The organism is Aeromonas mytilicola subsp. aquatica (genome assembly GCF_044336385.1).
Lineage (GTDB): Bacteria > Pseudomonadota > Gammaproteobacteria > Enterobacterales > Aeromonadaceae > Aeromonas > Aeromonas rivipollensis.
Genome location: NZ_CP172298.1, coordinates 2,509,301 through 2,530,067, shown reverse-complemented (window position 1 = coordinate 2,530,067; position 20,767 = coordinate 2,509,301). Strand labels below are relative to the sequence as shown.

Sequence of the window (20,767 nt, the reverse complement as noted above, 5' to 3'; positions counted from 1 at the left end):
TATTCTTGCGACCATGGTGTCCGGCCCGTCATGGAAGGGGCTGTCATTCTCTTGCGGGGTAGACCGCCCCGGGGGAATGAAGTGCCGCCAGGCGAGGGAAGGCGATCCCGGTCGGTCGGAGCCTAAAATGGGATTCGTTCAGGGTTGAAATTACGCAGCACGCCCCCTACACTGCCCGCCCCAAACAGCCTGGTAGAGAGGAGGATAGAAGATGAGAAGAGTCATTCTCACACCCTTGCTGGCTCTTGCCATGAACGGATGCGGGGGTGGAGAGGGCGGGAAAGACGATGCCATTCCCCCCACGATAACAACGTATTTCGAGGCATCCACCCAGAGCACTCAGGGTGGGCAGTTGAGCCCGGTCAGACTGCGCCTGAGCGCCGGTGAGCGGGGCAGTTTCACCGTAGCACCCGACGCCGGTTATGTGTTGGCGCAGATTGCGGGTTGTGAGGGGACGCTGGACGGCCTCACCTATACCACGGGCCCCATGGGCGGCGATTGCCAGGTCTCGGCGAGCTTCACTCAGGAGACGGCCCCCGTTTATTTCGAGGCCACCACCCAGAGCAGCCAGGGTGGGCGGCTGAGCCCGGCCAGCCTGCGCCTGAGCGCCGGTGAGCGGGGGCGTTTCACCGTTGCGCCCGACGCCGGCTTCGTGCTGGAGCGCATAGAGGGCTGTGACGGCACCCTGCAGGGGCACGACTACATCACAGGCCCCATGGGCGCCGATTGTCAGGTGTCGGCTCGCTTCATCAAGCATGCCGCCCATGCCATTGCCCGTGAGGATCACGCCCTCGCCAGCGACGTGGAGCTGATCGCCCATGCCCGTGGCGCCATCGCCGACAGCGAGGCGCGTCGCACCGAATTGGTCCGCACCCTCTATCAGGGTCTGGGGGCCATCAGCTGGAACCCGAGTCACGACTCCATCACCTTCTCCAGCTTCCAGCCCGAAAACACAGTGACCCTGCTTCCCTCCAACATCAATGGCAAGGGGGAGAGCGAGATCCGCGGCCTGGTGATGGTCTCCGAGCAAGATGACTATCGCCGGGCAGCCATGGGAGCGAACCTGTTTGCGGTGGATCGCACACCCCAGAGCGAGGCACTGCTCAGGGGTCTGATCGGCTGGCTGACCCGGGGGAGGGATAGTGATGACGATGGTCTTCGCATCCTGACCGCCCAGGTGCCGAGTCGCGCCGACAGCTGGTATTTCCCCCATAACGAGGGGATCCGGGACTGGCTCAAGGCCATGTATCCGGACGCGCACAGCATCAACCAGGCCGATGAGTGCGATTATCAGGCCCTCGACGCCTGCATCGACCGCATGGCGCCGGATCTTATCGTGATAAGCGACCTCGATCGCCAGGGGCTGGGATACCAGGGCATAGCCCAGGCCATCGCCAAGGCGAAGGCCGCCGGGATCCCGCTGCTGCTCTCCAACTACCGGCGAGAGGCGAGCCCCCTGCTGGCGCCCCTCTATCTGGAGATGGGGCTGGTGACCTGGGGCAACTACTGGTCGAAGCTCAAGGTCAGCAATCTGGCGGCGAGCACCATCATGGCGCCAGATCCCCAGCTGATGGCGGTTGATACGCTGCTGAGCAACCTTAAGGAGGGGGAATTCAGCACCCAATGGCTGGATGCCTGCAGCGGCAACTTCCTCAACTGCGGCGGTGTCGATGAGTTCAATCTGCAGTTCAAGAATGGCGCCGACTGGCTCAGGAATGCCGCCATCACCCTGGACAAGGCGGGGATCAGCCCCTTCGCCCAGGGCGGCTTGGCACTGTTGCCGGCCAGCCTGCTGCTGGCCGACAAATACCGCGCCGCCATCGATTACCCCATCGCCTGGGACGAGCATCAGGCCTGGCAGCGGGCGATGTTTGCCGACTGGCTGGTGAGCTATGCCCGTGTTCGCAACCTGGCCCAGCCGGATCTGGGGGAGTATGTCGTCGATCGCAGCCAGGTGTTCAAGGGAGATCTGGCCCATTACGCCTATCCCGCCGTCATCAGCGACAGCCGCCGCATCTCGGTGCCCTATTCCGGGCAGTGGACCTCGACGGGCTGGTATGCCCTGCCAGGGCAGCGTATCACCCTGAGTCGCACGGATACTGCGGATGTTTCCGCTACCATTCGACTCAATTACCACAGACCCAACACCAACAGGGCCTATGAGCAGAAGGTCTATCGGGCGCCGCTGGAGTTGGCCAGCGGGCGGCTTCCTCTGAACAAGGGCGGCAGCGTCAGCTTCACCTCGCCCTATGGGGGGCCTGTCTATCTCTATCTGGAGGGGGGAGACGGGACGCTGCAAGTGGAGGTGACCGCCACCGGCGTGACCCATCATCCGGCCATCCTGGACTTCAGTGATGAGCAGCAGATCCGGGACTTCAACGAGCGGCTGGAGCAGACCGAGCTGCCCCATGTCGATCTCAGGGCCGATGGCGCCGAGCAGCATCTGCGCCGGGATCGCTTCACCGGGGCCATCGGGGGGACCATTGCCGACACCGATACCCTGCTGGAGAGCATCTCCCGGGATCATATCAACAGCGTCTATACCCTGGCGGGCTTCAAGATCCAGGGCAAGCGCCTGGAGGAGTCGCTGCCTGACGAGGTCCGGCGCGCCTGTGTCGCGCTGCTGGGGGATCAGTGTCTCGACGAATCACTGCATACCCGCACTATCATCCAGCATGCCAACTACGACCAGAATGCCCATTGCGGGGTCGGCTGCAGCGGCAACCCCTGGGACTCTTCCGGCAGCATCAGCCCGACCGGTTGGCTGGACAATCACGAGCTGGGGCACAACCTGCAAACCCAGCGCCTGAATGTGCATTATGCCGCCGCCAGCGATGCCGACAACTGGCGCGGCTATGGCAGCCGGGCCGGGGAGAACTCCAACAACATCTTCCCCTATGTGGTGAAGTGGCAGGCCCACTATCTGCGCGACGGCAACCAGGCGCCCATCAAAGATGGTCACATGAATCACAAGGATCTGTTCTACGCCTTCATGTCCGACGCGGCCGGGGTGAAGGATAAGAGCGGCAACCGGGTGGTGCTGGGGGCCAACTGCAGGGTGCTGGATGCGGGGGAGAGTCGCTACGAGGCGCCCTGGCAGAGCAATGCCTATGCGGTCCACAACGGCTATCGCATGGCATTTTATATCCAGATGGCGCTGCGCGCCCACGGCATGAGGCTGGCGGATGGCACCCGCCTGAGCAACGGCTTCAATATCTTCACCCTGCTCTACCAGCATTCACGGATCTTCGGCGCCGTTGCCGACAACGAGAGCGACTGGAATGCCAACAGGGACAGGCTCGGCTTTGGCCTCTTCCCCTTCCAGGGGCATGGGGTCTATGGCGGCAAGCAGGTGAGAGACATACCGGGCAACGACTTCATGCTGGTTGCCCTCGGCAGGCTAACCGGCCTGGACTGGCGCAGCCACTTCGATCTGCTGGGTCTGCGCTACTCGACGCTTGCCGCCGCTCAGGTGCAGGCGAACCAGCCCTCGGGCGTCCTGCCCATGGGGATGTACGTGCTGGAGGACGATCTCCCGCCCGCCAACATGAGCGAGGGGCTGACATTCCTGCCCCTCTCAAGTACGGATGGCAGCACCCTCTGGCCTCGCGACCAGGGATCGCCGGCCAGCTGTCCTATTCCCTAATAAAGAAAAAACGCCCCTGAGGGCGTTTTTTCTTGGTCAGCGCAGGCTTGCCGGAGCAGGCGGGCTGTACTCGCGTTGAGCCTCGTAGCCCTGCGGGGTGACTCACTCCTTCAGCAGGCCGAGAAAGGCCTTCATGGCCGGGGTGACGCTGTGCTTGCGGGTGATGAAGGCGATGGTGCCGGCGCTCGCATCGCTCAAGGAGTGGCAGGGCAGCTTGAAGAGCTGATGGGCGGTGGCGGCGATGCCGGCGCTGACCACGGCGCAGCCGAGGCCGTGGCTCACCCCGTTGGCCAGGTGGAACAGGGAGTCTGTCTCCAGCACCACCCGCAGGCTGAGCTGCTGGCGGGCGGCGGCCTCGTCGAAATAGCGACGAAACTGCATGGTGGCGCTCGGCAGTATCAGGGGGAGATCCTGCAAGTCCGCCAGCCTCAGGGGCTGGATCGGGGAGAGGTGCGGGGGCAGGGGCCCCAGCAGCGCCATGGGGTTGGGGTGGCGCAACTGGACGTCGAGGGCGCGGCGCTGATGCTCGGTGAGCAGCTCGTCAAAGCCAAGGCCGATGTCGGTCTGGTGCAGATCCAGCTGCTCGAGCAGGGTGGCGTGGGTCATCACCGACAGGCGCAGGCTGACCTTGGGGAAGGCGTCGTTGAAACGCTTGAGCAGCGGCATGATGTCGATGCTCGACTGGGGCACCATGCCGATGCGCAGGACCCCCGAGAGCGCGCCGCCAAACAGGCTCAGCTCCTGGCGCATGGCGTCCTGCTCCAGCAGCATGCGCTCGGCGTGGCGCAGCACCACTTCCCCCGCCTGGGTCAGCGCCACGAACTGGCTGTTGCGCACCACCAGCTCGGTGCCCAGGGATTTTTCCAACGCCGTGATGCTGGCGGACAGGGTCGGCTGGGTGATGAAGCAGGCCTTGGCCGCCTTGGCGAAGTGGCGGTGCTGGGCCAGCTCGTAGAAATAGTGCAACTGCTTGATGTTCATCGAAGAGGAAGCGTCTGGCGTGGAGGATGGCTGACAAAGTTAATCAATCGACATCGACATGGCAATAGAGGTTTTCTATCGGTGAATAGATTTGTTTCATTGGTTTTGGGGGAGCGACTTATCTAAACTTGAGGCCCGAATACACGTTATAAGCGTCTCGCATGATCCCATTCAATTCACGGTTGCCCAGGCTGGATGAGCTGGTGGAAGAGGTGGCCGTGTCCGTCAACATCAATGGCATCAACCACGCCGTCATGATGGCCACCCCGGATGATCTCGACGACTTCGCCATCGGCTTCCTGTTTGGCGAGGGCATCATAGGGGGCAATCACGATGTGCACGACATCCAGAGCACCCCTTCGGAACACGGCGTCGTGCTCGACATCACCATAGCCAACCGCTGCCTGGCTGCGCTGGGCCAGCGCAAGCGTCGCCTGGCCGGGGCGAGCGGCTGCGGCATCTGCGGGGTGGAGGCCATAGAGCATGCGCTGCCCGAGTTGACCCCGCTGACCCCGGGCGCCCCCTTGGATACCGCGCGTCTGCGGGACTTGCGTGATCGCATCGCCCCCTGGCAGAGCAAGGCCCGCCAGAGCGGCGCCCTCCATGCCGCCCTGGCCCTGGATGATCGCGGCGAGATCCTGGCCTGCCGGGAAGACATAGGCCGCCACAATGCCCTGGACAAGCTCATCGGCATGCAGCTGCGCCAGCCCGTGCAGGCCCACACCCTGGTCATCACCAGCCGCTGCGGCAGCGAACTCATTCACAAGGCGGTGCAATTTGGCGCCGCCCACCTCATCAGCCTTGCTTCTCCCAGCCAGCTCGCGGTGCGACTGGCCCTGAAATACAACCTGACCCTCATTCATGTGCCCAGATCCGATGCCCCGGTCTGCTATGCCAGCCCCCGCGCCCAGGATCAGTTCGGAGACTCCCATGTCCAGTCATATTGAGAAACCGGCCAAGGCCGGCGGCTTTTCCTCCCTGCAGTCCACCTTCAAGCAGGTGCTGCGCAGCCAGAAGACCCGGCAGAACATCAAGAACCTGCTGCGGGTCAACCAGACCGACGGCTTCGACTGCCCGGGCTGCGCCTGGGGTGACAACAAGCAGGGGGCCTTCCAGTTTTGCGAGAACGGCGCCAAGGCGGTGGCCTGGGAGTCCACCGGCAAGACGGTGGGGGCCGCCTTCTTTGCCGAGCATTCGGTGCGCCGCCTCTCTGCCCAGAGCGACTACTGGCTCGAATACCAGGGGCGACTTACGGAGCCCCTGCGCTACAACCCGGCCACGGATCACTACGAGCCGATAAGCTGGGACCAGGCCTTTGCCCTCATCGCCGACAAGCTCAAGAGCCTGGCCAGCCCCGACGAGGTGGAGTTCTACACCTCGGGCCGCGCCAGCAACGAGGCCTCCTACCTCTATCAGCTGTTCGGCCGCCTCTATGGCACCAACAACTTCCCCGACTGCTCCAACATGTGCCACGAGGCGAGCGGGGTGGGGCTCATCCAGTCCGTGGGGGTGGGCAAGGGCACTGTGGTGCTCGATGACTTCGACGCCGCCAAGGCCATCTTCGTCTTTGGCCAGAACCCGGGCACCAACCACCCGCGCATGATGAATGCCCTGCGCAAGGCGGCGCGCCAGGGTTGCCAGATAGTCACCTTCAACAACTTGAAAGAGGTGGCCCTCGAGCGCTTCGCCAGCCCCCAGAGCCCGGCGGAGCTGCTGACCCCGGCGGCTACCCGCATCAGCCACCAGTACCTCACGCCGAAACTCGGCGGCGACATGGCGGCGATTCGCGGCATGGCGAAATACATCCTGGAAGAGGAGGGGGGCCGCATCGATCTCGCCTTCATCGAGCAGCACACGGCACACTTTGACGAGTATCTTGCCAAGGTGAAGGCCACCGGTTGGGAGCAGATAGAGGCGCAATCCGGGCTAGATCGCGAGGCGATCGTTCAGGCGGCCAGGATCTTCGCCCAGAGCGAGAGCGTGATCAGCTGCTGGGCCATGGGGATCACCCAGCACAAGCACTCGGTCGACACCATTCGCGAAATCGTCAACCTGCACCTGATGTGCGGCCAGATTGGCAAGCCGGGGGCCGGGCTCTGCCCGGTGCGCGGTCACAGCAACGTGCAGGGCAACCGCACCATGGGGATCAACGAGAAACCCAATGCCGCCTTTATCGACCGTCTGGAGCGGCGCTTCCCGGTTGGCCTCAAGCGCACGCCGGGGCACAACGTCTACGAGGCGCTCAAGGCCCTGCACGGCGGCAAGAGCAAGGTGCTCGTCTGCCTTGGGGGCAACCTGGCGGCCGCAGCGCCTGACACCGACTTCACCTATGAGGCGATGTGCAAGAGCGAGCTCAACGTGCAGATCAGCACCAAGCTCAACCGCAGCCATCTCATGGTATCCAAGGATGCCCTGATCCTGCCCTGCCTCGGCCGCACCGAGCTCGATCTGCAGCGTAGCGGCGTCCAGAAGATCACAGTGGAAGATACCTTCAGCATGGTGCACGCCTCCACCGGCATGAACGAGCCGGTCTCGCCGCTTTGTCTCTCGGAGATCGACATAGTCGCGCGCATGGCCGAGGCGACGCTCGGCAGCGAGCGGGTGGACTGGCTGGCCCTGCGGGACGACTACGCCCTGCTGCGCGACCTCATCGCCGAGACCATAGCCGGCTTTGACGACTTCAACCGCCGCATCGAGGAGCCCAGCGGCTTCCACCTGGAGAACGGCGCCGCCCTGCTGCGCTGGAACACCTCAAGCGGGCGCGCCGAATTTCGGGCGAGCCGCTTGCCGGACTCCATACTGCCCGAGTGCACCAGCCACGCCGAACAGATGGTGGGCGAGCCCGTGCTGCTGCTCCAGAGCCTGCGCTCCCACGATCAGTACAACACCACCATCTACGGCATGGACGATCGCTACCGCGGCATCAAGGGGCGGCGCAACGTGGTCTTCATGAACGAGGAGGATGCCCGCAGGCTGGGGCTGGCCGAGGAGCAGCAGGTGGACATGACCGCCATCTGCAACGACGGGCGCGAGCGGGTGGTGCGCGGCTTTAGCGTCATCTTCTACGAGATCCCCAGGGGCAACATCGCCGCCTACTATCCTGAGACCAACCCCCTGGTGGCCATAGAGAGCATAGGGGAGGGCTCCTTCACCCCGACCTCCAAGTCGGTGCCCGTGCTGGTGACCCCAAGCCAGGCACAGGCCGCCAGCCTCGCCGTCAATCTGTAAGCGTCCGCGCTCCGAACCCCTGCCCAGGCAGGGGTTTTTTCATGCCCGCAATTCGCCCGGCCCTCTCGTTTGCCGAAGCTGTACGGCGATTGTATGGCGCACCATCTTGCTGTGGTCGAGGTCGGGGGATGCCGCTATGCTGCGGCCCTCTTCCGGCCCCTGATGCAAGGCGGCCGGCAACCTGAACCCCGACGTGCCTGCCGAGCAGGGTGGCCCAGCGCCGCCGGTTTGCCGTGCGCGATCCTGTGCGGAACCCACACATGCGCAATGCAATCTCCCCCCTGATGGCCAGCCTGGCCTTTATCCTGGCGGCCAGCCCCGCAATGGCGGCGGATCCCGCCAAGGAAGAAGCGCAGACGCGCGGTGACGAGCGAAAGGCAAAGGCGGCCAAGGAGGGCGAGCGTTCCCCCTGGTTGTTCGTGCCCCTGCTGAGCTCCAGCCCCAAGCTGGACACGGCGGCGGGCCTGATGGTGGGTTACCTGCACCAGTTCGATGAGGGCTCGCGCCCGTCCCTGTTCACCCTGTCCGGCAAGTACACCACCTCGGCGTCTCTCATCACCAGCGCCTTCGCCAAGACGTCGTTCGGGGCGGATCACCACCGCATCGTCGGTGGCGTCATCCTCGGCGACATCAACAACAGCTACCAGGATTACCTCGGCACCGGCCGCGCCCTCGAGACCAACGACAACTTCCGCTCCGCCTTCCTGCGCTACCTCTATCGGGTGGAGGGGGACTGGTTCGTCGGCGGCATGGCGGCCTACTCCAACTACGAGGTGCAGGGGCAGGATCTGGAGTCGGATCAGATCCTGGACGAGCTGGGGCTGGAGGGGTTCACCTCGGGGGGGCTCGGGCTGGTGGTGCAGCACGACTCCCGGGACAGCGACTTCAGCGCGACCAGGGGCTGGTATTTGAACGTCAACAACCTGGCCTACCGGGAAGGGCTGGGGGGAGAGGGGGACTTTGACATCTATCGGGTCGACTATCGGGGCTACTGGAGTCACGGGGATGGCAATGTGCTCGCCTGGCGCAATCGCAACCAGTTCTCCCACAACGCGCCAAGCGGCTCCTATTCCCCCATCTACCTGCGTGGCTACACCCCGGGGGAGTACCTGGGCCAGCACATGTCGGCGGTGGAGGTCGAGGAGCGCTACCAGCTCGCCGAACGCTGGACCCTCACCGCCTTCGCCGGGGTGGCCTGCCTCTACGGCGACGCCGTGAACGGGGAGTCCCTCGACTGTGGCGACAGCGACAACATCTATCCCGCCTGGGGGGCGGGCGTCCAGTACCTGCTCAAGCCGGAGGCGGGCATAGTCGCCAACCTCGAGTATGCGATGGGCAAGGACGACAACGCGGGCATCTACCTCAAGATGGGCTACAGCTTCTGACGCTGGGGGGCCTCAGGCGCCGGCCACCACCACGCAGTTGCGGCCCCTGTGCTTGGCCTGATAGAGCGCCTTGTCCGCCTGCTTGAGCACGGTACCGAGATCGCTGGCATCCCCTGGCCAGTGGGCGACCCCGAGGGAGATGGTGATGCACCCGGCCTGCTCCATCTCGTGGTTCGCCACCGTCTGCCGCAGCCGCTCGGCGATCCGCTGCGCCTGCACCAGGGAGACCCCGGGCAGCAGCAGCAGGAACTCCTCGCCGCCGCTGCGACACAGGGCGGCATCGGCGCGCAGATCCCGCTGCATCAGGGTTGCCAGGGCGACGATGACGGCGTCCCCGACGTCGTGGCCGAAGTGGTCGTTGATGGCCTTGAAGTGATCGATATCCAGGGCGATGACCGCCAGCGGCCGGGACTGCGCCTGATAGTCGTCCAGCATCTGCTGCATGGCCCGCCGGTTGAAGAGGCCCGTCATGGGGTCTGTGTGGCTGTCGGTGTGCAGCTGGTTAATCTTGGTGTTGAGCAGCCCCAGCCCCTTGAGGATGGCCTGCTTGAGCTGGGCCGCCTCGAAGTACCAGGCGCGGATGCTGGAGATGTTGGAGGCCGCCTCCTGCTGATCCATCAGCCTGGCCCTGTTGGCCAGCTGCCGCAGGGGGCGCGAGATGATGGTGGCCGAGAGCCAGATGACGAAGAGGATGAAGAGGGTAACCGGGATCATCCCCTTCAATATGTCGAGCATCTGCTCATCCAGCCCGGCCAGGGTGGCGCTGCGGGGGCGCTGGGCCACCACTCCCCAGCCCGCACCGGCCACGGGGGCGAAGCCCGCCAGCATCTCGGTTCCCCGGGAGTTGAGCACGGCTTGCGCCCCCTGCCGCCCCTGCAACACCTCGTCCACCACCACATTGTCACCTATCTTCTGGCCGATGCGCTTGGGGTTGGGGTGGTAGATCAGCGTCTTCTGCCGGTCGACTACGTAGAGGTAGGAGCCATCCTGGTAGTAGTGCTGGCCCAGCAGGCTGGAGAGCACGCTGGCGGATTCCAGGTAGATGGTCCCGGCGACATAGCCGAGGTAGCGCCTGTCCGTCGAGAACACAGGGTAGGAGAGGCTGATGAGGTAGTTGCCCGAAAGGGATATAAGGGGGTCCGAGATGGTCGGCTGCTGGTTGGCGAGGGTCTGGCGGGCGCTGCGGGAGCTGAGCTTGGCCCCCTTCACCTTCAGGGTCTCGGGGGAGACGGCGACTATGGTGGACTCGGTGTTCACGACGGCCACCGAGTTGAAGGTGTTGGTGCGCTCGCGCAGCTGGGTCACCTCCTGCTCCAGCCCCGCGATGTCGCTGGCCTGCAGCAGCGGCGCCAGCAGGGTGGCGCTGTAGGCAAGCTGCCCCTGGGCCGCATTCAGCATGGCCTCGGCGGAGGCGGCCAGCTTGGTGGCATAGACACGGTTGGCCTCCAGGGTACTGTCGATCAGCAGCTGTCGCTGTGCCTGATGGATGGCGTAGAAGCTGTTGCCGAAGGTGGCCAGCACGCCGAGCACGGCCAGGGCCAGGATGAGGCGATGGAGATCAAACCTCAGCAGCCAGTGAGATAGCATTGGAGAAACGAGTCCTTGTCGGTTGGCGCCGGGCGCCGGAGCCATGGTGCAATTTTACGGGGGCTGGCTGCGCAAAAGCTACCGTTAATGTGGTTCTCGAACGATGCCGTGTCGTGAATGACAGCCATGGCCGCGTCATGTTCCTGCACTGCCCTGATCACCCAGGGCGGTGAGGGCGGGATCACCGAGCTCGGCCACCGTCTGCCAGAAGGGGGTGATGAGGGGGTTATCCCCTCCCGGCGGGCGAATGAGCCCTATGATCCAGCTCGCCTCGGCCTCCGCCAGAGGCAGGGTGATGACATCCGGGTGCTCTATGGTGGTGGAGGAGGGTACCAGGGTCCAGGCGATGCCCGCCGCCGCGGTGGCGATGCCGGCGGCGAAGTCGTTGACGTACTGGATATCCCCAAAGCGCAGCCCGCTCTGGGCCAGGTAGTGCACGAACTGATCGTGGAAGGAGGGGGCCTTGTCCCGGCGCAAGATGGCGAGCGGCTTGTCCAGCAGATCCGAGAGCCCCGTCACCCCCTGGTAGCCGGCGGGCAGCACGGCGACGAAATGGGCGCGCACCACGGGCAGCACCTGCCAGCCCTTGGGGGCGGGCAGGCGGCAGAAGCCGAGATCCAGTTTGCCTTCACTGAGCGCCAGCAACTGGTGATGGGTGGAGAGATCGTTGAGCTCTATGCCGACCCCGGGGCGGCTGGCCCGAAAACGGGCGATGGCCGCGGGCACCAGCAGCTTGGTGGCGACCCCGAAGCCGATGCGCAGGGTGCCCCCGTTGCCCGCCAGCACGTCGCGGGCGGTGCGACCGAGCTGCTCGCTTTGGGCCACCAGGGCGCAGGCATCCCCGTAGAGGGCGCGCCCGAGGGGGGTGAGCCGGGTGCTGCTGGCGTTGCGCTCGAACAGCTCGCCGCCAAATTCCCCCTCCAGCCGCCGTATCTGCTTGCTCAGGGCCGACTGGGTGATGTGCTGGCGCGCCGCCGCCTGGCCGAAGTGCAAGACCTCCCCCAGGGTGACAAAGGCCTTCAGATCCCGCAACTCCATCACGACTCCTTCATTCCTGCTTGGAATATTGAATGGCAAAAATTGTCATTGGACGGAATTCTAGAACTGTTCGATGCTGATGCCAATTCGTTTTGACCCCCGCCCATGCCCCAAGGGGAGAGGCGGCACCATCCTCAAGCAGCAGGAGACAAGCCAGATGCACCATCCCAAGTTCAACGACTTCCCCGCGGATTTCCTCTGGGGGGCCGCCTCTGCCGCCTACCAGGTGGAAGGGGCCTGGAACGAAGACGGCAAGGGCCCCTCGGTGTGGGATCTCTTCACCAAGTTGCCGGGCAAGACCTTCGAGGGCAGCAACGGGGACGTGGCGGTGGATCACTACCACAGGGTGGAAGAGGACGTGGCGCTGATGGCCGAGATGGGGCTCAAGGCCTATCGCTTCTCGGTGAGCTGGCCGCGCATCTTCCCAAGCGGGCGCGGTGAGGTGAACGAGGCGGGGCTCGCCTTCTACGAGCGGCTCATCGACGCCCTGCTGGCCCACGGCATCGAGCCTGTGCTGACCCTCTACCACTGGGACCTGCCCCAGGCCCTGCAGGACGAATACGGCGGCTGGGAAGACAGGCGCATCATCGAGGACTTCGAGCACTACTGCGTCACCCTCTATCAGCGCTTCGCCGGCAAGGTGAAGTACTGGGTCTCCCTCAACGAGCAGAACTACAACCTGACCAACGCCTACCAGCTCGGCACCCATCCCCCCGCGGTGCAGGACAGGAAGCGCTTCTTCGCCGCCAACCACATCGCCTTTCTGGCCAACGCCCGTGTCATCAAGGCGTTCCGTCAGCATGTGCCAAACGGCCTCATAGGCCCGAGCTTCGCCTATTCCCCGGCCTATCCGGCCTCCTGCGCCCCGAGCGACATGCTGGCGTTCGAGAATGCCGAGGAGTTCACCAACCTCTGGTGGCTGGATGCCTACTGCTTCGGTCGCTACCCCCAGGCGGCGCTCGCCTACCTGAGAGAAACCGGCGAGGCCCCCGAGATACTGCCGGGGGATCTCGAGCTGCTGCGCGAAGGCACCCCCGACTACATAGGCGTCAACTACTACTACACCCTGACCTTCACCGACAATCCCCTCGGCGGTCAGACCATGCAGCGCATCAACACCACGGGGCAGAAGGGCACAACGCCATCGAGCGGTGTCCCCGGTCTCTACAAGACCGCCCCCAACCCGCACCTGGAGACCAGCAACTGGGACTGGGCCATAGATCCCACCGGGATGCGCATCGCCCTGCGCCGCCTCTCGTCCCGCTACGGCCTGCCGCTGATGATCACCGAGAACGGCCTCGGCGAGTTCGACAAGCTGACCGCAGACGGCCGGGTGCAGGATGACTACCGCATCGCCTATCTGCACAGCCACCTGAAAGCCTGTCAGGAGGCGATGCAGGACGGGGTCGAGCTCATCGGCTACTGCGCCTGGTCCTTCACCGACATACTGAGCTGGCTCAACGGCTACCAGAAGCGCTACGGCTTCGTCTATGTGGAGCGCGACGAGCAGGGGGGATCCTTGCGCCGCATCAAGAAGGAGAGCTTCCACTGGTACAGCCAGGTGATCGCCTCCGGTGGCAAGACGCTGTAAAGCGTTGACTTAAGGCGCGGGCGCATGGTGCCGCCCCAATACAAAGGCCCCCTCGGGGGCCTTTTTCGTGGTTTTTCATGGTGGCGTGCAACCCTTGGGCGCCCATCCCTGCCTAGATAAACATGCCCCCCGAGGCCTCGATGCGCTGGGCGGTGATCCAGCGGTTGTCATCGGAGAGCAGGGCGGCGATGACACCGCCGATGTCGTCGGGCTGGCCGACTCTCCCCAGCGCCGTCTGGCTCGCGAGGAAGGCGTTGACCCCCTTGTCGTCGCGCACCACGCCGCCGCCAAAGTCGGTCTCGATGGCACCCGGGGCCACCACGTTGACGGCGATGCCGCGGGGGCCCAGCTCCTTGGCCAGATAGTGGGTCAGCACTTCCACGCCCCCCTTCATGGCGGCGTAGGCGGCGTAACCCGGCATGGCGAAGCGGGTCAGGCCGGTGGAGAGGTTGATGATGCGCCCGCCATCACGGATAAGCGGCAGCAGCCTCTGGGTCAGGAAGAAGGTCCCCTTGAAGTGGATGTTGAGCAGGGTATCGAACTGCTCCTCCGTGGTCTGCTCGAAGCTGGCATGAATGCCGATGCCGGCGTTGTTGACCAGGTAGTCGAACTGCGGGCGTTGCCACTCCCGGGCGAGCAGCTGTTTCACCTCCTCTGCGAAGGCGACAAAGGAGGCGCTCACCCCCACATCCAGCGCCAGGGCATGGGCCTGGACCCCGAGCGCCCTGGCCTCGGCCACCACGGTGGCCGCCTCGTCGGCCTGGCTGCGGTAGGTGATGATGAGATCCACCCCCTTGGCCGCGAGGGCGAGGGCGCTGTGTTTGCCAAGGCCACGGCTGGCGCCTGTGATGAGGGCTATGGGTCTGGTCATGGTGTGACTCCTGTGGGTGGCAAGGGCTCGGTGCGAGCCGACCGGATCACTGTATTGTTCCTTTATTGCCGGATAAATAGCGTGATAATGAAATCACTGTTCCGTTTGAAGAGACAATCAGGTCATGGATCAACTGGATGCGATGAGGTTGTTCGTGCGGGTCGCCGAACTCGAGAGCTTTACCCGCTGCGCCGAGCAACTGGGCATCCCCAAGGCGACCCTCTCCGCCGCCATCCGCCGGCTGGAGGAGCGCATGGGCACCCGGCTCCTGCTGCGTACCACGAGACGGGTGCAACTGACCACGGATGGCCAGCTCTGCTACGCCAGGTGCCGGGATCTGCTGGCGGACATGGAGGAGTTTGACGGCCTGTTTCGCCAGGGGGGCCAGATCTCGGGGCAGTTGCGGGTAGACATGCCGAGCCGGATGGCCCGCCATCTGGTGATACCGGCGCTGCCCGCCTTCCTGGCCCAGCACCCCGACTTGCAGCTGATGCTGAGCAGTACGGACAGGCGGGTGGATCTGGTGCGCGACGGCTTCGACTGCGTGGTGCGGGTCGGGGCGCTGGAGCCCTCCAGCCTGGTGGCGCGCCCCTTGGGTCACTATCGCCAGATCAACTGTGCCAGCGCCGCCTATCTGGCCCGTTACGGGGTGCCGCAGACCCTGGCGGATCTGGCCGGGCACCGGCTGGTCCATTACGGCTCCGGACAGGGACGCAGCGAGCCGGGCTTCGAGTACCAGCAAGCGGATGGCAGCCGCGCCCTCTTGCCGATGGCGGGGGCCCTGATGGTCAACGACAGCGAGACCTACCTGGCGGCGGCGCTGGCGGGGCTTGGCATCATACAGATGCCGAGGGTAGGGGTGGAGGGGCTGCTCGGGCGCGGCGAGCTGATAAGCCTGCTGCCCCGGTGGCAGGCGCCGCCGCTCCCCATCCACGCCCTCTATGCCCATCGCCGCCAGCTGGCGCCCAGGGTCCAGCTCTTCATCCACTGGCTGGCGGACCTGCTCGCCGGGGCCTTGGCCGGGGAGTCAGAGCCGGCTGCGCCTTGAGCGGTATTCGCTGGGGGAGAGGGCGAACGCCTCCTTGAAGAAGCGGCTGAAGCTGCTCTGGCTGGCAAATCCGAGGCGCCCGCCCACCTCCTGCAGCTGCAGGCCGGGATCCTGCAGCAGGCGGCAGGCCTCCTCCCTTCTGACCTGCTCCAGCAATCCTGAGAAGTGGCACCCCTCCTCGCGCAGGTGGCGGTTGAGGGTCCAGCGGGTCAGCCTGAGGGCCTCGCAGATCCCCGCCAGCAGGGTGGGGGAGTCGACGCTCTCCTGCCAGAGCCGCTGGCGGATGAGCCCGAGCACCCGCTCCCTGTAGTGGCTGCTCGGGCGCAACTGCCGCATCTGGCCGTCGAGCTCCCCCAGCAGCAAGGGTTGCAGGGGGCTGTTGCAGCCCCCGTGGGCGAGATCGAGCAAGGCCGCGGGGAAGCGCAGCTCAAAGCCTTCTCCCCGTTGCAGCCGATCCCCCAGCCAGGCCCCCAGCTCGCGCCACAGCCTGGGCCGCACCGGGGTGGGCAGCACCAGTCGGCCCTGGCCTGGGTGGTAGAACTGCAGCAGGGCATAGATGTGACCGAGGTTGGCCAGGCTGCTCATGGCGATCACGTCCGGGTGATCGGACTCCGAATGGTAACTGAGCCTGGCCTGCCCCTCTTCTTCCCGCAGCAGTATCCGATCGCACTCGCCGATGAGGGGGCGGTAGGCGAGGAAGAAGTGCAGGGCCTGGCGCAGGGTGGCGGCGTTGCAGCAGAGGCTCGCCAGCGGCAGGTAGTCGGCGAAGAGCCCCGAGAGCGAGGGGGGCGACCACTTGTGGGCCATGTCCACATGGGGGGCGACCTGGGTCAGCAGCCGGAAGTGGCGCTGGGCGTCGATCCGTCCCTGGGGGAGCAGCAGCTCTTCTCTGGCAATACCGGCACCTTGCAGGAGCTGGGCCGGATCCCGTCCCTGTCTCTGCCAGTGGTTGAGGCAGTGCAGGGCTATCCGGTTGGAGACTGTCTTCACGGCGAAAATCCTTGTCGGCGGTGGCCCACCATCATCCGCCAATGGCCATGAATTGCCGTGAGCCAGGTTCGGCTTCATGTTTCAGAAATGTAACCAAGGGTAACCCTGCAACCCTTTTCACACTTTTCGAACGTGCTCCCAACCGGCAATTCCCTGCACCCGCAGGGCAAGTGAGGCGGGCCGATTTTGCATAGAGTGGCCACTCCTACACACACATGGAAGATAACAATAATGACATATCCCCCCTTCGCTCTGACCCGCCTCACCCTGAGCATGGGCGTCCTGCTGCTGGCAGGGTGCAATGGCAACGACTCCAGCCCCAAGCCGGAGCAGCCCACCCTGGGGCATCGCACCGTCAGCCTGATCGAGCAGGATGGCCTGCAATTCAAGGATCTCGATGGCAGCGGCGCCCTGACCCCCTATGAAGACTGGCGCCTTGGCGCCGACGAGCGGGCCCGGGATCTGGTGGGCAGGCTCTCCCTGGCCCAGAAGGCGGGCCTGATGATGCACGGCACCCTGGTGCTGGACGCAGACGGGCGGGTCAACCTCACCGCCATGGACAAGATGCTGCGCGAGGATGGCGTCAATACCTTCATCACCCGCATGGCGGGGGATCCGGCGGCCATCGCCGACGACAACAACCGGCTGCAGGCCCTGCTGGAAGGGGTGGGGCTCGGCATCCCCATGACGGTGAGCACGGATCCCCGCAACCACTTCACCCATGATCCCAACGCCACCAGCATAGGCGCCGGGGCCTTCTCCCAGTGGCCCGAGACCCTGGGGCTCGCCGCCATCGGCGATGCCGCCCTGGTGCAACGCTTTGGCGACATCGCTCGCCAGGAGTACAGAGCCGTCGGCATTCACGAGGCCCTCTCCCCCCAGGCGGATCTCGCGACCGAGCCGCGCTGGGGCCGCATCAACGGCACCTTCGGTGAAGACAACCTGCTCGCCAAATCCCTGGTCAAGGCCTACATAGAGGGCTTCCAGCAGGGGAGCGACGGCATAGGCAAGGAGAGCGTGGTCACAGTGGTCAAGCACTTCGCCGGGGCCGGCCCCCAGAAAGATGGCCTGGATGCCCACAACCCCTGGGGCAAGGAGCAGGTCTATCCCGGCGGCCAGTTCGCCTATCACCTGGTGCCCTTCGAGGGGGCCTTCGAGGCCAAGGTGGGGGCCGTGATGCCCTATTACGCCCTGCCCGAGGGGCTGACCCATGAAGGTCAGGCCATCGAGGAGGTGGGCTTTGGCTTCAACCGCCAGATCCTCACCGACTTGCTGCGGGGCCACTTCAAGTTCGACGGCGTGGTGCTGAGCGACTGGGGCATAGTCAACGACTGCAACGCCCGCTGCGAGCAGGGGCTGACCCAGGATGAGGTGACGGCGGGGGTCAGCCCCTGGACTGTGCCCTTTGGCATGTCCTGGGGGGTGGAGAAGCTCACCAAGGCCGAGCGCTACGCCAAGGCCATCGACGCCGGGGTGGATCAGTTTGGCGGCGTGGAAGATCCCGCCCCCCTGCTGGCGGCGGTGCAGAGCGGCCTGGTAACCGAGGCGGCGATCACCACCTCGGCCGAGCGCATCCTGGCGCAGAAGTTCGCCCTGGGGCTGTTCGAAAACCCCTATGTGGATACTCAGGCCGCGGTGGCCCTGGTGGGCAAGGCCGAGTTCCAGCAGGCCGCCCAGGCCGCCCAGGCGGCGTCCCATGTGTTGCTGAAAAACGAGGGTGCCCTGTTGCCACTCAAGGCGGACGGCAAGCGGGTCTACCTGCATAACGTCAATGCCGAGGTGGCCACGGCCAACGGCTATACGGTGGTGACGGACCTGGCCCAGGCCGATCTCGCCATAGTGCGGGTCAATGCCCCGGGCGAGCAGGATCCCCGCTTCCCGTTTGGCAGCATCCACTTCGGTCAGCTCGGCTTTGCCAGCGCAGATCAGGTGGTGCAGGAGACGGCCCACGAGGGGATTTACCGCGGGGCGGACGAGTACGCCGCCATCCAGGCCGTCGCGCAGGCCGGGGTGCCCATGGTGCTCTCCGTCTATCTGGACAGGCCCGCCATCCTGACCGAGGTGGCACCGGCGGCGCAGGTGTTGCTGGCCAACTTCGGGGCCCTGGATCAGGCGCTGTTCGACGTCATCAGCGGCAAGGTCAAGGCCAGCGGCAAGCTGCCCTTCGAGCTGCCCTCCAGCTGGCAGGCGGTGCAGAACCAGCACCCGGACGTGGCGAAGGACTCCGCGAACCCGCTCTACCCCTATGGTGCCGGTCTGGCCTATTGAGGGCGAGCCCGACATCCATGATCACCAAGGCGCCTGCGGGCGCCTTTTCCATTGCCGCCATCGACAATCCCGGTTTGGCGCAAGGGGCTGGCTTGGGCATAATGACGCCCCATCAGGGTTGCCGCGCCTCGCGACCGCGAGAGGCGGGTGCACCCAGCAAGCGCGCAGAGGAGACAAGATGAAATTTATCGGAGCCCACGTCAGTGCGGCCGGCGGGGTGGAGAACACCATAGCCCGCGCCCAGGCTATCGGGGCCAACGCCTTCGCCCTGTTCACCAAGAACCAGCGCCAGTGGCAGGCGGCGCCACTCTCCGAGGCCAGCATCCGCGCCTTCAAGGCGGCCTGCGACAAGGGGGGCTTTAGCCCCGAGCAGATACTGCCCCACGACAGCTACCTCATCAACCTGGGCCACCCGGATCCCGACGGCCTCGCCAAGTCCCGCGACGCCTTCCTGGACGAGATCAAGCGCTGCGAGCAGCTCGGACTCTGCTATCTGAACTTTCACCCCGGCAGTCACCTCAAGCAGCTCCCCGAGGCGGCGAGCCTCAAACTGGTGAGCGAGTCCATCAACTGGGCGCTGGAGCGCAGCCAAGGGGTCACGGCGGTAATAGAGAACACCGCCGGCCAGGGCACCAACCTCGGCTGGTCGTTCGAGCACCTGGCCACCCTGATCGAGGGGGTGGAGGACAAGAGCCGGGTCGGGGTCTGCTTCGACACCTGTCACGCCTTCGCCGCCGGTTACGATCTGCGCACCCCCGAGTCCTGCGCCGCCGTGTTCGCCGACTTTGACCGCATCGTGGGCTTTGAGTACCTCAAGGGGATGCATATCAACGGTGCCAAGTGTACCTTCGGTAGTCGGGTCGATCGTCACCACAGCCTGCGGGAGGGGAACCTGGGGGAAGCCGTGTTCCACCACATCATGAACGATCACCGTTTCGACGGCATTCCGCTGATCCTCGAGACCATAGACGAGACTATCTGGGGCGACGAGATAAGTTGGCTGCGCAGCCTGCAGATCGAACAGGCCACAAGCTGACTCCTCCCCCTTTCGAAGGGGGAGGCAGGGAGGGGGTTGTTGGCTGGCAACAAAAGAAGGAGGAAGAGATGCAATCACAGGGAACAGCGCCACTGCTGCGCTGGGGGATAGCCGGGGCGGGTGCCATCGCCAGGCGTTTTTGCCGCGACGTCAATCAGTACGCCAGGGGCGGGCGCGTGGTGGCGATCGCCGCCCGGGATCAGGGGCGGGCCGACGAGTTCGCCCGTGAGCTGGGGTTGGGGCTGGCCTATGGCAGCTATCAGGCTCTGGCCGAGAGCCCCGAGGTGGAGGCCGTCTATGTGGCGGTGATCCACCCACAGCATGCCGCCCTGATCAGGCAGATGCTGCTGGCGGGCAAGCACGTGCTGGTGGAGAAACCGGCGGTGACCCGGGTGGCGGATTGGGACGCCCTGGTGGCGCTTGCCCATGAGCGCGGCCTGCTGCTGCTCGAAGCCATGAAGGTGATGTGCTTCCCCGCCATGCGCGCCCTGTTGCAGCGGTTGCCCCTGCTGCCCGCGCCCCGCACCCTGCGCGCGGCGTTCGGCTCGGCCCCGCCTCCGGTCGGCAAACTGTTCGATCCTGCCCTCGACGGCGGCGCCGCTTGGGATGTGGGGGTCTATCCGCTCTGGCTCTATGCCGCCTTCTGCGAGCGGCTGGGGCTCGCGACCCAGGCCCCCGAGGTGGCGCTGGACAGGGCGCCGGGGGAGGTGGATCTCGCGGCCCGCTTCAGCTTCGGCGGCCCCTTCTCGGCGGAGCTTGGCGCCTCCATCGTCGAGGATCTCGATCGGGATGCCTGGCTCTCGGGGGAGGCGTGGACCCTGGTCATCGAGGGCAAGTGGTGGAATCCCCAGCACATTCGCTGGCAGGGGGATACGCCGCCTGCCGCCTGGCCGGCGGACATCTACCTGCCGGTAAAGGGGGGCGGCATGCAGCACGAGGCGGATCACTTCGCCGATTGCCTGCGCCACCGGCTGCTGGACTCCCCCTGGGTGCCCCATGCCCTGACGCGGCGGGTGCTGGGCTGGGTCGAGGCGGGGTTGCATCGGGGAGGCTGACGGCGCCGCACGTCATCCTGCAATAGATCCCCGCAACACTTTT

At 65.3% G+C, this 20,767-nt stretch carries 14 protein-coding genes; 9 read left to right on the top strand and 5 right to left on the bottom strand.

The window, feature by feature from the left end; genetic code table 11:
- The first annotated feature begins 352 nt into the window (after window positions 1-352).
- The gene (locus ACFWHB_RS11650) at window positions 353-3,646 is read left to right on the top strand and encodes an ImpA family metalloprotease (RefSeq protein ID WP_395948438.1); all 3,294 of its coding nucleotides are present in this window, start codon (window positions 353-355) and stop codon (window positions 3,644-3,646) included.
- Between the two features lie 102 nt (window positions 3,647-3,748).
- Here ACFWHB_RS11650 and ACFWHB_RS11645 read toward each other — a convergent pair whose 3' ends face one another.
- Window positions 3,749-4,627: a LysR family transcriptional regulator gene (locus ACFWHB_RS11645; RefSeq protein ID WP_395948437.1), complete on the bottom strand. Its 879-nt coding sequence runs from the start codon at window positions 4,625-4,627 to the stop codon at window positions 3,749-3,751.
- Between the two features lie 161 nt (window positions 4,628-4,788).
- Here ACFWHB_RS11645 and fdhD point away from each other — a divergent pair, with 161 nt between their 5' ends.
- The 3 genes from fdhD to ACFWHB_RS11630 all read left to right on the top strand — a co-directional run bounded on the left by fdhD (window position 4,789) and on the right by ACFWHB_RS11630 (window position 9,240).
- The gene (fdhD, locus tag ACFWHB_RS11640) at window positions 4,789-5,574 is read left to right on the top strand and encodes a formate dehydrogenase accessory sulfurtransferase FdhD (protein ID WP_025326854.1); all 786 of its coding nucleotides are present in this window, start codon (window positions 4,789-4,791) and stop codon (window positions 5,572-5,574) included.
- Window positions 5,558-7,855 (top strand): FdhF/YdeP family oxidoreductase, encoded by a 2,298-nt coding sequence (locus ACFWHB_RS11635; protein ID WP_395948436.1) that lies wholly within the window; start codon window positions 5,558-5,560, stop codon window positions 7,853-7,855. Before fdhD ends, ACFWHB_RS11635 begins: the two co-directional genes overlap by 17 nt.
- 260 nt (window positions 7,856-8,115) lie before the next feature.
- Entirely contained in the window at window positions 8,116-9,240 is a 1,125-nt protein-coding gene (locus ACFWHB_RS11630) for a hypothetical protein (protein ID WP_240453172.1), read from the top strand.
- 12 nt (window positions 9,241-9,252) lie between these two features.
- On the opposite strand, the gene ACFWHB_RS11625 is transcribed toward ACFWHB_RS11630, so the two are convergent.
- Both ACFWHB_RS11625 and ACFWHB_RS11620 read right to left on the bottom strand, forming a co-directional pair.
- Window positions 9,253-10,827, bottom strand: coding sequence for a sensor domain-containing diguanylate cyclase (locus ACFWHB_RS11625; RefSeq protein ID WP_395948435.1), 1,575 nt, complete (start codon window positions 10,825-10,827; stop codon window positions 9,253-9,255).
- A 135-nt stretch (window positions 10,828-10,962) separates the two neighbouring features.
- Window positions 10,963-11,865, bottom strand: a complete 903-nt coding sequence (locus tag ACFWHB_RS11620; RefSeq protein WP_395948434.1) for a LysR family transcriptional regulator — start codon at window positions 11,863-11,865, stop codon at window positions 10,963-10,965.
- Window positions 11,866-12,022: 157 nt separating this feature from the next.
- Here ACFWHB_RS11620 and ACFWHB_RS11615 point away from each other — a divergent pair, with 157 nt between their 5' ends.
- On the top strand, window positions 12,023-13,456 hold the full coding sequence (locus ACFWHB_RS11615) for a glycoside hydrolase family 1 protein (RefSeq protein WP_395950199.1): 1,434 nt from the start codon (window positions 12,023-12,025) through the stop codon (window positions 13,454-13,456).
- Between the two features lie 112 nt (window positions 13,457-13,568).
- Here ACFWHB_RS11615 and ACFWHB_RS11610 read toward each other — a convergent pair whose 3' ends face one another.
- The gene (locus ACFWHB_RS11610) at window positions 13,569-14,327 is read right to left on the bottom strand and encodes an SDR family NAD(P)-dependent oxidoreductase (RefSeq protein WP_395948433.1); all 759 of its coding nucleotides are present in this window, start codon (window positions 14,325-14,327) and stop codon (window positions 13,569-13,571) included.
- A gap of 124 nt (window positions 14,328-14,451) precedes the next feature.
- Here ACFWHB_RS11610 and ACFWHB_RS11605 point away from each other — a divergent pair, with 124 nt between their 5' ends.
- On the top strand, window positions 14,452-15,375 hold the full coding sequence (locus tag ACFWHB_RS11605) for a LysR family transcriptional regulator (RefSeq protein ID WP_168235029.1): 924 nt from the start codon (window positions 14,452-14,454) through the stop codon (window positions 15,373-15,375).
- On the opposite strand, the gene ACFWHB_RS11600 is transcribed toward ACFWHB_RS11605, so the two are convergent.
- A complete protein-coding gene (locus ACFWHB_RS11600; RefSeq protein WP_395948432.1) occupies window positions 15,355-16,365 on the bottom strand; it encodes a helix-turn-helix transcriptional regulator in 1,011 nt (336 codons plus the stop codon). The two genes, ACFWHB_RS11605 and ACFWHB_RS11600, sit on opposite strands and share 21 nt — an antisense overlap.
- Window positions 16,366-16,596: 231 nt before the next feature.
- On the opposite strand from ACFWHB_RS11600, the gene ACFWHB_RS11595 reads away from it, so the two are divergent.
- The 3 genes from ACFWHB_RS11595 to ACFWHB_RS11585 all read left to right on the top strand — a co-directional run bounded on the left by ACFWHB_RS11595 (window position 16,597) and on the right by ACFWHB_RS11585 (window position 20,724).
- Complete coding sequence (locus tag ACFWHB_RS11595; RefSeq protein WP_395948431.1) at window positions 16,597-18,633, top strand: glycoside hydrolase family 3 protein; 2,037 nt, start codon at window positions 16,597-16,599, stop codon at window positions 18,631-18,633.
- Between the two features lie 178 nt (window positions 18,634-18,811).
- Window positions 18,812-19,669: a deoxyribonuclease IV gene (gene nfo / locus ACFWHB_RS11590; RefSeq protein WP_395948430.1), complete on the top strand. Its 858-nt coding sequence runs from the start codon at window positions 18,812-18,814 to the stop codon at window positions 19,667-19,669.
- 68 nt (window positions 19,670-19,737) lie between these two features.
- Complete coding sequence (locus ACFWHB_RS11585) at window positions 19,738-20,724, top strand: Gfo/Idh/MocA family protein (RefSeq protein WP_395948429.1); 987 nt, start codon at window positions 19,738-19,740, stop codon at window positions 20,722-20,724.
- Window positions 20,725-20,767: the final 43 nt, after the last annotated feature.

Coding starts and splice junctions, on each gene's coding strand:
- ACFWHB_RS11645 (WP_395948437.1), bottom strand. CDS start 4,627: ATGAACATCAAGCAGTTGCACTATTTCTACGAGCTGGCCCAGCACCGC.
- fdhD (WP_025326854.1), top strand. CDS start 4,789: ATGATCCCATTCAATTCACGGTTGCCCAGGCTGGATGAGCTGGTGGAA.
- ACFWHB_RS11635 (WP_395948436.1), top strand. CDS start 5,558: ATGTCCAGTCATATTGAGAAACCGGCCAAGGCCGGCGGCTTTTCCTCC.
- ACFWHB_RS11630 (WP_240453172.1), top strand. CDS start 8,116: ATGCGCAATGCAATCTCCCCCCTGATGGCCAGCCTGGCCTTTATCCTG.
- ACFWHB_RS11625 (WP_395948435.1), bottom strand. CDS start 10,827: ATGCTATCTCACTGGCTGCTGAGGTTTGATCTCCATCGCCTCATCCTG.
- ACFWHB_RS11620 (WP_395948434.1), bottom strand. CDS start 11,865: ATGGAGTTGCGGGATCTGAAGGCCTTTGTCACCCTGGGGGAGGTCTTG.
- ACFWHB_RS11615 (WP_395950199.1), top strand. CDS start 12,023: ATGCACCATCCCAAGTTCAACGACTTCCCCGCGGATTTCCTCTGGGGG.
- ACFWHB_RS11610 (WP_395948433.1), bottom strand. CDS start 14,327: ATGACCAGACCCATAGCCCTCATCACAGGCGCCAGCCGTGGCCTTGGC.
- ACFWHB_RS11605 (WP_168235029.1), top strand. CDS start 14,452: ATGGATCAACTGGATGCGATGAGGTTGTTCGTGCGGGTCGCCGAACTC.
- ACFWHB_RS11595 (WP_395948431.1), top strand. CDS start 16,597: ATGACATATCCCCCCTTCGCTCTGACCCGCCTCACCCTGAGCATGGGC.
- nfo (WP_395948430.1), top strand. CDS start 18,812: ATGAAATTTATCGGAGCCCACGTCAGTGCGGCCGGCGGGGTGGAGAAC.
- ACFWHB_RS11585 (WP_395948429.1), top strand. CDS start 19,738: ATGCAATCACAGGGAACAGCGCCACTGCTGCGCTGGGGGATAGCCGGG.